This is a genomic window from Bradyrhizobium sp. AUGA SZCCT0177 (assembly GCF_018130125.1).
Taxonomy (GTDB): domain Bacteria; phylum Pseudomonadota; class Alphaproteobacteria; order Rhizobiales; family Xanthobacteraceae; genus Bradyrhizobium.
In genome coordinates, this window is sequence record NZ_JAFCMA010000015.1 from 15031 (window position 1) to 27478 (window position 12448).

General features: G+C 63.5%; 10 protein-coding genes. 5 read left to right on the forward strand and 5 right to left on the reverse strand.

Features of this window, described 5'->3' with window-relative positions; translation table 11 throughout:
* Positions 1-54: 54 nt before the first annotated feature.
* Both JQ597_RS18625 and JQ597_RS18630 read right to left on the reverse strand, forming a co-directional pair.
* Entirely contained in the window at positions 55-1548 is a 1494-nt protein-coding gene (locus JQ597_RS18625; protein ID WP_212265688.1) for a M48 family metalloprotease, read from the reverse strand.
* Between the two features lie 133 nt (positions 1549-1681).
* Positions 1682-2428 (reverse strand): thermonuclease family protein, encoded by a 747-nt coding sequence (locus JQ597_RS18630; RefSeq protein ID WP_249148015.1) that lies wholly within the window; start codon positions 2426-2428, stop codon positions 1682-1684.
* A gap of 489 nt (positions 2429-2917) precedes the next feature.
* Between JQ597_RS18630 and JQ597_RS18635 the strand changes: the two genes are divergently transcribed.
* The 4 genes from JQ597_RS18635 to JQ597_RS18650 all read left to right on the forward strand — a co-directional run bounded on the left by JQ597_RS18635 (position 2918) and on the right by JQ597_RS18650 (position 8085).
* The gene (locus JQ597_RS18635) at positions 2918-4123 is read left to right on the forward strand and encodes an ABC transporter substrate-binding protein (protein ID WP_212265690.1); all 1206 of its coding nucleotides are present in this window, start codon (positions 2918-2920) and stop codon (positions 4121-4123) included.
* A gap of 154 nt (positions 4124-4277) precedes the next feature.
* Positions 4278-5072, forward strand: coding sequence for an enoyl-CoA hydratase (locus JQ597_RS18640; protein ID WP_212265691.1), 795 nt, complete (start codon positions 4278-4280; stop codon positions 5070-5072).
* A 12-nt stretch (positions 5073-5084) separates the two neighbouring features.
* Positions 5085-5849 (forward strand): VOC family protein, encoded by a 765-nt coding sequence (locus tag JQ597_RS18645; protein WP_212265692.1) that lies wholly within the window; start codon positions 5085-5087, stop codon positions 5847-5849.
* A gap of 121 nt (positions 5850-5970) precedes the next feature.
* Positions 5971-8085 carry an acetate--CoA ligase family protein gene (locus tag JQ597_RS18650; protein WP_212265693.1) on the forward strand — a complete coding sequence of 705 codons (2115 nt, stop codon included), beginning with the start codon at positions 5971-5973 and terminating at the stop codon, positions 8083-8085.
* A 155-nt stretch (positions 8086-8240) separates the two neighbouring features.
* Here JQ597_RS18650 and JQ597_RS18655 read toward each other — a convergent pair whose 3' ends face one another.
* From JQ597_RS18655 to JQ597_RS18665, 3 genes are read right to left on the reverse strand one after another with little or no spacing between them, the layout of a single operon-like run.
* Positions 8241-9059, reverse strand: a complete 819-nt coding sequence (locus JQ597_RS18655; protein WP_212265694.1) for an enoyl-CoA hydratase/isomerase family protein — start codon at positions 9057-9059, stop codon at positions 8241-8243.
* A 39-nt stretch (positions 9060-9098) separates the two neighbouring features.
* Complete coding sequence (locus tag JQ597_RS18660) at positions 9099-10259, reverse strand: acyl-CoA dehydrogenase family protein (RefSeq protein ID WP_192736508.1); 1161 nt, start codon at positions 10257-10259, stop codon at positions 9099-9101.
* Positions 10260-10294: 35 nt separating this feature from the next.
* Positions 10295-11359, reverse strand: coding sequence for an acyl-CoA dehydrogenase family protein (locus tag JQ597_RS18665; RefSeq protein ID WP_212265695.1), 1065 nt, complete (start codon positions 11357-11359; stop codon positions 10295-10297).
* Positions 11360-11635: 276 nt separating this feature from the next.
* On the opposite strand from JQ597_RS18665, the gene JQ597_RS18670 reads away from it, so the two are divergent.
* A complete protein-coding gene (locus JQ597_RS18670) occupies positions 11636-12418 on the forward strand; it encodes an SDR family NAD(P)-dependent oxidoreductase (RefSeq protein ID WP_212265696.1) in 783 nt (260 codons plus the stop codon).
* Positions 12419-12448 lie beyond the last annotated feature (30 nt).

Sequence of the window (12448 nt, forward strand, 5' to 3'; positions counted from 1 at the left end):
AAGCGCGCTCCCAGATGCGCAATTGCGCATCAGGGATGACGCGCTTTTCGCGCGTCAATCCACCACGATCTTGACGCGGTCGCGGGTTTTGACCTGGGCGTTGGCGTCGAGGCCGTTGAGGATGCGGAAGCGCTGGGCCGGGCGGTCGACGCCGGCCATGCGGTGCGAGAGCGATTCCACGGTGTCGCCAGGTTGCACGGTGATGACTTTTATGCGCAACGGACGTGCCGCCTGAATCTCCTCGAGCGTCAGGCGGCGGAACGAGTTGACGGTCTCGCGCGCGTTGCGCTCGCTTTCGGTGGTCTTCTGCTTGGCGGCAAAAATGAAGCGGTAGACGTCGCTGCCGAAGCGCAGCGCGTAGACCTTGAACTGCCACTGGTCGCCACTCGCCGAGGCCGACGCCGCCGGGAAGCCGTTGATGGTGAGGTCCTCGGTCGAGGCCTTCTCGACGCCTTCCATCCAGCCGGAATTGAGGTAATCGCCGAGCGTCTGCTCGGCCGGCACCCGCACCACGTCGAAGCGCATCGCCTGCGAGCCGCCCTCGCGGACGCCGATCACGGCCTGCGCGGTGTTGTCGAGCGTGAAGGTATCGGGGGCGGCAAACGTGAAGCCGAGCTTGGGATGCAGGAAGCGCCGCCCGCGCACAAAACCTTCGCTGGGGTCTTCGCCATAGACGATGTTGTCGATCGCGGCGAGATAAGTCTCGCGGTCGCGCTCGCCGCCTTCCGGCGACGAGAATTGCCGGGCCGAGTTCTGCGCATTCTGCACGCGCTCCGGGGTTGCCGGGTGCGACGATAAAAAGTCCTGCGCGCGGGGATCGAGCGAGGTCTTGCCGGCCTTCAGCGCGGCGTTGCGCTCCATCGCGCTCAGGAAGCGTGAGGCGCCATAGGGATCGAAATGCGCGCGCGCCGAAATGCCGACGCCGATGCCGTCGGCCTCGAACTCCTGGGCGCGGGAGAAGCTCGCCATCGTCAGTTTTGTTTTCGCAAGCGCCAGCGCGGTCAGATCCGGATCGTTGCTCATGTCGGTGACGACGCGGGTGACGACAGCGGCCTGCCTTGCCTTGTCGTCGCGGATCGAGGCGTGCTTGGCCAGCACATGCGCCATTTCGTGGCTCAGCACCGAGGACAATTCCGAGGTGTCGCTGGCGAGCGCGATCAGGCCGCGCGTCACATAGAGCTGGCCGGTCGGCAGTGCGAACGCGTTGACCGCGCCGGAGTTCAGGATCGTCACCCGATAGGCCTGGTCGGGACGGTCGGAGGCCGCGACCAGCCGATCGACGGTTTTGCTGATCAGCGCTTCCAGCTTCGGATCGTCATAGGCGCCGCCATAGGAGGAGAGGATGCGCTCATGCTCGCGCTCGCTCGCCGGTGTCTGCGCCACGGTGCGGTTCGGTTTGGCAGGCGACGTGGCCGTCGGCGCTGCTGTCTCGAACCGGCCGCCGACGCTGCCGCAGCCCGACAGCGTCAAAGCAGCGCACAGCACGGCCGACGCAGCCAAAAGGCGGCGGCCTGTACTTCCCTCGCGCCGTCCTGAACGCTTCGTCACGTCAGTCCACTCTTCTCTTCTGAAACGAGGGCACGGTCCGATTGGATGCAATCAGCTCGTGCAGCCCGTGCCCAATTCCTTCTTTGACGCGTTTTCTTCACGCGAACCGGTACCCACTTCGCTCGAAAACGCTTCAGTTCCCACCCAGCACTTCAATTTGCCCCACCCGCAGCAAGTCGATCCGTGGCCCACCCCGCGCCTCGACATAGCCGCGGACACGAATCCGTCGATTTTCGAAGGACTTAGGCGACAGTCCGGCCGCCTCGAACGCCGGCATCATGCGCCTTGAAATAGTCACAGCAAAGTCCCGTGTCCAGTTCCGGCCAAAATTCAGATAGGTCGTTGCCCCTGCCTGCCGCACGGACAAAACCTTGCCCTCGACCACCGAAAAGCGCCCAATCCCGGCCAAAATATCGCCGGGACTTTCCGCGTTTTTTATGGCCGCCGGGTCGGCCCAGGTTCCCCTTTTGGCCCGCCGCGCGTCGGCCTCGGCGGCGGCCAGTTCCGCGGCGCAGTCCTTGTCGGCCATTTCGGTCGAAACCAGCGCCTCGCCACGGCGCAGCAGCTCGCTTTGTACCGGCGTCTCGGAACCCGGCAGGAATACGAAGGCGGACTGGCGGCCATAACGGTCCGGCGCGTCGTCGTCGCCGCGCAGCGTCACGTCGCGCCCGGTGACGATCGATGCCAGGGCTGCCGCGCCGTTCGCCTTGTCCGTGACTGACGGCACGATGCCGGCGAGGCGGATTTCGCGGCCGTCATCGAGGCGAAAGCTGCGCGCGTCGATCACGGCGGCGACGCGGCCTTCGCCTTGCGGTTCGAAGATGCAGCCGGCGGCGTTGACGGGAGAGGAGGTCATGACGACAAAGCCACATGTCAGCATGGCTGCGATGTGCGAACTGTGATGGTTTTGGTCCACGCGTCTCATACCGTTGGTGTCGGCTCCTTGTGATAGCATCATACCGCATCATCAATCCTCATGGTGAGGAGGCGCCCATGCGCCGTCTCGAACCATGGAGGCCCCAGTGGTCGCTCCTGGCCTTTATCCTTCGAGACTTGCTTTGTAGGCCCCTCAGAGTCTCTCTCAAAAAGAGATCCATGAAATCGCGCGTTGGTACCGAGCGTCGTCATGCCCGGCCTTGTGCCGGGCATCCACGTCTTTGCTTTAGTTGAACGCGAAAGAAGACGTGGATGGCCGGGACAAGCCCGGCCATGACGAGCTTCTCCCATCATCTCCATTCCGCTTAACGGAAAAACGCATGCGAGACACGCTTCGCACGCGCCTTGCCGCTATGGGTGCCATGCGGCATGATCGCGCCGAGTAAATTTCAAAGCCGCAGGTAATGCGGCAGCCAAGAAAAGGGAGGCCTTCATGAAGCGGGTTGTCACGGGCATTTTCGCCGCTGTTCTGGCGATGTCCAGCACGGCTGCGCTGGCGCAAGCCAAGCCGCCGCTCAAGCTTGGCGGCATCCTCGACATGTCGAGCCTGTACGCCGACATCACCGGGCCCGGCAGCGAATATGCGGCGAAGCTGGCGGTGGAGGATTTCGGCGGCGAGGTGCTCGGCCGCAAGATCGAGATCATCGCGGCCGACCACCAGAACAAGGCCGACCTTTCCGCCAACATCGCCCGTGACATGTTCGACAATCAGGGCGTCGAAATGCTGTTCGACGTGGCGGCGTCCGCGACCGCGCTGGCCGCCGGCGAGATCGCCAAGACGCGCAACAAGATCGTGATCTTCAACGGCCCCGGCTCGATCCGGCTCACCAACGAAGCCTGCGGTCCCCTGACCGTCCACTACGTGTTCGATACGTTCGGCCAAGCCAATGTGACCGGTTTGGCCTCCGTCAAGCAGGGCCTCGACAGCTGGTATTTCCTGACAGCTGACTACGCCTTCGGACATGATCTGGAAAAGGACACCGCCAATGTCGTGACGAAGTCCGGCGGCAAGGTCGTTGGCAGCGTGCGCCATCCGCTCAACACGTCCGACTTCTCCTCGTTCCTGCTGCAGGCGCAGTCTTCCAAGGCCAAGGTGATTGGCCTCGCCAATGCCGGCGGCGACACCATCAACGCCATCAAGCAGGCATCCGAGTTCGGATTGATGAAGAGCGGCCAGAAGGTCGCGCCGCTGCTCGCCTTTGTCACCGATATCGACAGCATCGGGCTCGAGACCGCACAGGGCCTGCTGCTTGCCGAAGCCTTTTACTGGGATCTCAACGACGATACCCGCGCGTTCTCAAAACGTTTCATGGACCGCATCAAGCGCGTGCCGACGTCGGCGCAGGCCGGCGTCTACTCCTCCGTCACGCATTACCTCAAGGCGGTGAAGGCCGCAGGTACCACCGATTCGGCGGCCGTCATGAAAGTCATGAAGGAGACGCCGATCAACGACATGTTCGCCAAGAACGGCAAGATCCGTGAAGACGGCCGCATGGTGCACGACATGTATCTGTTCGAGGTCAAGAAGCCGTCGGAATCGAAAGGCCGCTGGGACGACTACAAGCTGCTGGCGACCATTCCCGGCAATGAGGCGTTCCAGTCGCTGGAATTGTCGCGCTGCCCGCTTGTCAAAAAGTAGCCCCCTCATTGCCTGCAACAAACGCGAAGCGTTTGTGCAAGGGAGCGTAAGCGACGAAGCAATCCATCTATCCGTTATGCCGAGACATGGATTGCTTCGCTACGCTCGCAATGACGTCGAGAGAGCCAACCAATAACCACGAAAGAACCCGCAAATGAGCCAGAACGAAATGGTCCTCCAGCAGCTCGACCAGGGCTTGCTCACCATCATCATGAACCGTCCCGACCGGCGCAATGCGCTCAATCCCGACATGACGCGTGGTCTCGTCGAGGCGGCGCGGCGCGCGGCCGAGGATCACGAGGTGCGCGCGGTGCTGCTGAAGGGCGCCGGCGGCACGTTCTGCGTCGGCGGCGACGTCAAATCGATGGCGGAGGGCCGGGCGCCGCTGTCGTTCGAAGCCAAGATGGTCAATCTCCGCCGCGGCATGGAAGTCTCACGCATCCTGCACCAGATGCAAAAGCCCGTGGTGGCGCAGGTCGATGGCGCCGCCGCCGGCGCCGGGCTCTCGATCGCGCTTGCCTGCGATCTCCGTGTTGCCAGCGCGTCTTGCAAGATCACGACGGCGTTTGCAAAAGTCGGACTGTCCGGTGACTACGGCGGCACGTATTTTCTCACCCAAATGCTTGGGAGCGCCAAGGCGCGCGAATTGTACCTGACCTCGCCGGTGCTCAGCGCGCAGGAGGCCTACAATCTCGGCATGGTGACCAAGGTGGTGCCCGACGCGGAAGTCGAGGCGGTCGCGCATGATCTGGCGCTGTCGCTGGCGCAGGGCCCGTCGATCACGCTCGGCTACATCAAGCGCAACATCAACAACGCCGAGACGATGTCGCTGGAAGAATGTTTTGACGCCGAGGCGATCCACCATTCGCGTTCGGGCGAGACCCTCGATCACAAGGAAGCGGCAAAGGCGTTCGTCGAGAAGCGCAAGCCCGTATTCCAGAATCACTGAGAGGGTCGCGATATGGCCGGCTATATGAGGCTGCGGCAGATCTGCCTGGTGGCGCCGCATCTGGAGCCCGTGATTTCGGACATTGCCGCCATCATGGGCCTGAACGAGTGCTTCCGCGACGGCAATGTCGCCAAATACGGCCTCGAGAACGCGCTGCTGCCGGTCGATACGATCCTGCTGGAAGTGGTGGCGCCGTTCCAGCCGGGCACCGCGGCGGGGCGTTTCATCGACAAGAATGGCGGCCGCGGCGGCTATATGGCGATCTTCTGCTGCGATGATCCCGATGCCTATGGCAAGCGCGCGAACGAGATGGGCGTGCGCACCGCAAACGTGATCACGCACGCGCCGTACCACGGCGTGCAACTGCACCCGCGCGATTGCCGCGCCGCCTTCATCGAGTTCAACCACACCGAAGGCAGCGACGACATTCTGGGAACCTATCCGCCGGCCGGTCCCGACTGGCAAAAGTCGATCGCTAAGGATGTGACGCTGGCCTTGCTCGGGGTCGAGATGGAAAGCCCGGAACCGGAGGTGCTGGCCGCGCATTGGGGCAAGATCATCGGCGTCGCCGTCAGCAAGAACGCGAAGGGCGAGCCGGAGCTGAAACTGCCCAATGCCAGCTTCCGCTTCGTCAACGGGCCTGCCGATCTGATGAGCGGGCTGACGTTCAGGGTCGCCGATATCGCCAAGGTGCGCGATGCAGCCAGGGCGAAGGGTTGCAAGGTGACCGGGGACGGGTTTGATCTGTGCGGGGTGAGGTTTAGCCTTACCGCGTGATTGACGCGCTTTCTCCCAGTCGTCATGCCCGGGCTTGTCCCGGGCATCCACGTCTTTAAGGTCCAGCGCATCAGGAAGACGTGGATGGCCGGGTCAAGCCCGGCCATGACGGAGTTGAATCATGCCGCATCCGCTCGACAGCTTCTTCGCGCCCGGCAGCATCGCGCTGATCGGCGCCTCGCGCGATCATGAGAAAATTCCGGGGCGGCTGCTATCGATGCTGCGCAAGAACGAATATCCGGGCAGGATCTATCCGATCAACCCGAACTACCCCGATATCGACGGGCTGAAATGCTACAAGACCATCGCCGAGGTCGGCGCGCCGGTCGATCTCGCCATCATCATCATTCCCGCCCGCGCCGTGGTGGGCGCGCTGGAGGAATGTGCCGCGGTCGGCGTGAAGAATGCCGTCATCATCTCCTCGGGCTTTGCGGAGGAAGGCGGCGACAGCGCCGCGATGCAGGACAAGATCGTAGCGATTGCGAAGCGCACCGGCATGCGGATTTCAGGTCCCAATGCCGAAGGTTTCCTGAGCGAAGTGCAGAAGGTCGCGGCCACCTTCAGCCCGACGGTCGACGTCAAGCCGGGTCATGTGCCGCTGGTCGCGACCACAAGGCGGGTCGCCATTGTCGCGCAATCCGGCGGCATCGGCTTTGCCATCAAGCATCGCGCCAAGGCGCTCGGTGTTGCGATCAGCTATTGCGTCAGCGCCGGCAATGAAAGCGATCTCGGCGCCGGCGAATTTCTGGATTACATGGTGCAGGACCCTTCCACCGATGTGATCCTGCTGTTCATCGAAGGCATCCGCGACGTCGACAAATTTCTCGCCGCCGCGCGCCGCGCCGCGGAAATGCGAAAGCCCGTGATCGTCACAAAAGTCGGCCGTTCCGGCGCGGGCGAGCGCGCCGCGGCCTCGCACACCGCCAGCATGGCCGGATGGTCGGCCGCCTATGACGCGGTGTTCGCCAAATATGGCTTTATCGTCTCCAACGATCTCGATGAGGCGGTGACGATCGCATCCGTGCTGGCGACGAATCCGCTGCCGAAGGGCGACCGCGTCGCGGTGCTGACCGTGTCCGGTGGCGGCGGGATCTGGGGCGCCGATACCGTCTCGATGCAGGGGCTGAAGGTTCCGGAGCTGTCGCCTTCGATCCAAAGCGAAATCAGGAAGTGGATGCCGTCCTATGGCGCCGCGGGCAATCCGATCGACGTCACCGCGCAAGGCGCCAGCAGCGGCGGATTGCAAAAGAGCATCGATCTGCTCGCCGCCTCCGACGAGGTCGACGCCATCCTGGTGGTGCTGTCGCTGTCGAGCGAGGTGCGGATGGCGTTCAAGGAGGCCGAGCTGAAGCCGGTGATAGCGGCGCAGAACAAGCCGATCGTGTTTTATTCCTACACGCTGCCGTCGACGTTCGCGCGGACGGAGCTTGCGAAATCCGGCGTCGTGGTGTTTTCGGGCCTCACGCATGTCGGCGTCGCGATGCGGCGGCTGGTTGAAGTTGCGAATTTCAGACTGGCGCCAGCGGCGGATGTGGCGGCCTTGCCCGCGCGCGATCTCTCCGCATATCTGAAATCACTGGCGCTGTCGGAGTTCGACAGCAAGTCTTTGCTGCGTGGCGCTGGCATCGCGCTGCCGGACGAGATGCTGGTGACTGATCGAGGCGAACTGGATGCCGCGATCGCACGCGCGGGCTTTCCGCTGGTCATGAAAATCCAGTCGCGCGACATCCCGCACAAGAGCGAGGTCGGCGGCGTCCGCGTCAACATCGCGACCAAGGGCGAAGCGTTTACGGCCTATGGCATGCTGCTCGACAACGCGCGAAAACACCGGCCGGACGCCGCGATCCAGGGCGTGCTGGTCGGCCCGATGGCCAGAAAGGGCGTCGAGATCATCGTCGGCACGCTGACGGACAAGGTGTTCGGGCCGGTCATCATGGTCGGCCTCGGCGGCATCACCACGGAATTGTTTCGCGACGTGATCTACCGGCCGGCGCCGGTGAGTGCGGAAGAGGCGACGGTGATGCTGGGAGCTCTGAAAGCCGCGCCGCTGCTGAACGGGTTTCGTGGCGCGGCGAAGGCCGATGTCGCCGCGCTGTCGCGATTGATTTCAGAGCTGTCGGTGCTGGCCGCGCAATATGCCGAGAAAATTTCGGAGATCGAGATCAATCCGGTGCTGGTGCACCCGGAGGGGCAGGGCGTGACGGTTGTCGATGCGTTGGTCGTGGGGAAGGCGTAGTGTCTCTGCTCCCTCGCCCCGCTCTTCGCGGGGAGAGGGTTGGGGTGAGGGGCTCTATCCGCAAAGTTGGTGCATGTTGATAGACCGGTACCCCCTCACCCGGATCGCAAGGGCGATCCGACCTCTCCCCGCAGGCGGGGAGAGGTAAGAAGACCTCACCGCCCCTTGAAATTCGCGACCCTTCGCTCGGCCGTCGCCTTGACGCCTTCCTTGAAGTCCTCGGTGGCACGCAGGCGGGACTGTTCGGCGAGTTCGTGATTGGTCGCGGCCAGCACGCGGTCGGCGAGGCCAGCGCGCATGGTGGCGCGGGTCGAGAGCAGGCCGAGCGGTGAGCATTCGGCGATTTCAGCTGCGAGCTTCATGGCCTCGGTGCGCACCTGATCCTGCGGCACGCAAATATTGGCGAGGCCCATTTTGGTGGCCTCCTCGCCGGTAACGCGGCGGCTGGTGTAGAAGATCAGTTCGGCGTTGTTCTTGCCGACCAGTTCGGGAAGCGTCGTCGTCAGCCCGAAGCCCGGATGAAAACCGAGTTTGGTGAAGTTGGCGGCAAAGCGCGCCTCCGGGCAGGTGACGCGGAAATCAGCCGATACCGCAAGACCGAGGCCGCCGCCGATGGCCGCGCCCTGCACGGCTGCCACGATCGGCTTTTTGGCGCGGAAGATGCGCACCGCGTGCAGGTAAAGACTGTTGATCGAACCGAGGCTGTCGGCGGGATCGCCCTTTTTGGCTGCTGCCGCCTCGGCGGCTTCCTGCTCCTGCCGCTTTGGATCGCTGAAATTGGCGCCGGCGCAGAACGCCTTGCCCTGGGCTGCGAGAACCGACGCGCGGATTTCGATATCCTGGTCGAACTCCTCGAGCGCATCCGCGATCTGGTTGATCAGCGAAATGTCGAAGAAGTTCAGCGGCGGCCGCTGGATTTCGATCAGGCCGACATGGCCGTGCTTCTCGACGCCGATATCCGTGTATTTTGTCATTTTGTTTCCTCGTTGAATGAGCGCAAGCCGGGCCGCGCGCTAGCGCAAACCGAGCCCACGGGCGATGATGCCGCGCAGCACTTCGGTGGTGCCACCCTGGATCGTCAGTTTTGGTGCGGTCTTGATCGCAAATGAAAGCTGGTTTTCCAGCGTCTCGCGGTTGGTTGCGGTTTCCTCGACGAACGCCGCAAGGTCGCGCACCCGGTGCGGCAGCGCCTGCTCCCACACCGTGCCGATATCCTTGACGATGGAAGCTTCCACCACCGGCTCCTTGCCGGCCTGCAGCATGCCCGCCACCGACACCGACATGCGCCGCATCGTGTGCAACTGCGCGACCAGGCGGCCGATGCCCTCGGCGCTCCGGGTGTCCGGGTTCTTGCCGACGGCGCGGACCAGTTCGGTCAGCACGTAATAGGTCTCGAGAAAACGTTCGGGGCCCGAGCGTTCATAGGCGAGCTCCGAGGTCGCCTGCTTCCAGGCGCCGTCGACTTCGCCGAGCACGTGATCTTCGGGGACGAAGAAGTCGGTGAAAACAACTTCGTTGAATTCGTACTGGCCGGTGATCTGCTGGATCGGGTTCACCTCGATGCCCGGCTGCTTCATCTTGACCAGGAACTGGGTCAGGCCGTGGCGGCGGTTCTCTTTCGTGGGCGGTGACGTCCGGAAGATCGCGATCATGTAGTCGGCGATATGGGCCGAGGAGGTCCAGATCTTGGTGCCGTTGATCAGGTAGCCGCCGTCGGTCTTGGTGGCGCGGGTCTTGGCCGCGAACAAATCGGAGCCGGAGTTGGGCTCGCTCATGCCGATCGCAAAGCAGACCTCGCCGCGGCAGATGCGCGGCAGGATGTCCATCTTGATGTTCTCGGGCGCGTATTTCAGCAGCACCGGGCCGCTCTGGCGGTCGGCGACGAAGAAGCGCCGCGTCGGCGCGTTGGCGACGCGCATCTCTTCGGTGACCACATAACGCTCGAGGAACGAACGCTCATGGCCGCCATATTTCTTCGGCCAGGTCATGCCGAGCCAGCCCTTGGCGCCGACCCGGCGGGAAAATTCCGGCGCGTCGGTGTCTTCGCGGTTGGGCTGGTGCGGATCGAAGGTGCCGGCGGCGATCTCTTCGGCAAGGAAGGCGCGCACTTCCTTGCGAAGCTGTTCGCATTCGGGCGGCAGGCGGATCGGATCGAAACGGAGGGCTGCGGTCATGGTGCGTCTCTATGCAGGCAAACGGTTATGAAAAATCAGCGCGAGGCCACCAGCGGCCACAATTCATCGGCGCCGCGGTTAGCCACAAGCTTGCCGAGCTCGACCGCCCAGTAGCTTTCGGAGCCGAAATCGTCGCGCCATCCCAGCGCCCGCAGCGAGTAGCGATGCAGGATGTGTTCGATAGTGAAGCCGATCGCGCCATGCACCTGATGGGCGATGCCGCCGCCCTTTTCGGCCGCTTCCGAACAGCGGATTTTGGCGGATACCGCTTCGAGGAACACTTCGTCGTTGAATGAAGTGGCGTTGGCGATGGCATCTGCGGCCGAGGTCGCTGCGGCAAGCGCCGCTGCCGACTCGCCCGCGAGCCGCGCCAAATTGTGCTGCACCGCCTGGAATTTCGAAATCTTCTTCTCGAAGGCGACGCGCTCGTTGGAATAGCGCACGGAAATTTCCAGCATCGATTCCAGCGCACCCGCGATCTGCAGGGAGCGGGCGACGCCGCCCATCAGCATCAGATGGGTTTGCTCAAAACCTTTCGGCGCCGGCCGGGTCGTGATCGGCTGCGCCTTGTCGAAGGTCACGGTGTCGCTGTGGTCACCGCCGAGGCCGAGGCCGGCATCGATCCGGCATTTGGCTGCCTCAACGAGCGCGATCGAGAGCCCCTTGGCATCGCTTACGACGACCGCGATATGTTTGGCGGCTTTCGCAAACGGCACGCCGCGGGCCTTGCCCGACAGGCTGCCATCGGCGTTGAGCGTGATGCGGTCTTTCGGGCTTGCGGGCGCGACCGTCATTTCGCCGTCGGGCGAGGAGATTTTCGCCTGCGCCAGCAGCCATCCCGCCAGCATGGTTTCGGCCAGCGGTACCGCGACCGCAAAACGTCCGGCGGCGCTGAGAACGGAAAAGCCTTCGGCAAGACTCGCGCCCGAACCGCCGCAATCCTCCGGCACCCAGGACAGCGGCAGGCCGGACTCGCTCAGCGCCTGCCAAAGCGGGGCCTTCCACGCGCCGTCCTTGTCGCGATTGATGGTTTGTGCGTCGGCGAGATCGGCGAAGATCTTCTCCGCGGTCTCGGCAACGATGTTCTCACTCTCCGCCACAGCGTTCCTCATCTTGATTGGCACAGCTTATTGGCACTGGGCCCGGCTGTTCCGCCAAGCTTGGGTGCGGTCTTTTCTTGCGCTTTATGATGCGGAAAAGCCATAGCCCTGACAAGCGCTGCCCGCAGGGCTGCCTGCGGCGGCGGCATGCGGAGCGACAGGCGAAGAATAAATTCCGCGCAACGGATTTCCCGATTTGCAGGGACTTTGCCGCGCGATATGGTAGACGCGGAAATAGGTTCGAACAAAGTTTCAAAACAAAAAGAGGAAATGCGGATGTCGAAGGATGGTTTGTGCGCGATCATAACGGGTTCGGCATCCGGCCTTGGGGCTGCGACCGCGGCCATTCTGGCCAAGGGCGGTGCGCGTATCGTCGTCAATTATTCCAACAGCAAGGCCGAGGCCGAAGCGACTGCTGACCTTTGCCGCACGGCGGGCGCCGAAGTCATCGTGGTGCAGGGCGACGTCTCGCGCGACGAGGATTGCAAGAAGATCGCCGCGGCTGCCGCATCCTGGGGACGGCTCGATGTGCTGGTCAACAATGCCGGCACCACCAAGCATGTGCCGCACGACAAGATGGATGATCTGACGGCGGAAGATTTCCAGCGCATCTATGCCGTCAACACCATCGGCCCGTTCCAGATGATCCGCGCCGCGCGTGCGCAGCTCGAAGCGGGCGCCAAGGCCTCCGGGCGGGCGTCCGCCGTGGTCAACGTGTCGTCGGTGGCCGGCATTTCCGGCGGCGGCTCGTCGGTCGCCTATGCCGCGAGCAAGGGCGCGCTCAACACCATGACGCAATCGCTGGGGCGCGCGTTGGCGCCGTTGATCCGCGTCAATACGGTATGCCCGGGCTACATCGATACGCCCTGGTTCACCAAGGGCCGCGGCGAGGCCGGCGCCAAGGCGGTACGGGATTCGGTGATTGCAAAAGTGCCGCTGAAGACGGCCTCAACGGCTGACGATATCGCGCAGCTCGTCTGCTTCCTCGCCTCGCCGGCGTCGGGACAGATGACCGGCGAGTTCGTGCGCATGGATGCGGGGATGCATTTGGTTTTGTGAGGCTCGTGCAATTATTCGTCGTCCCGGCGT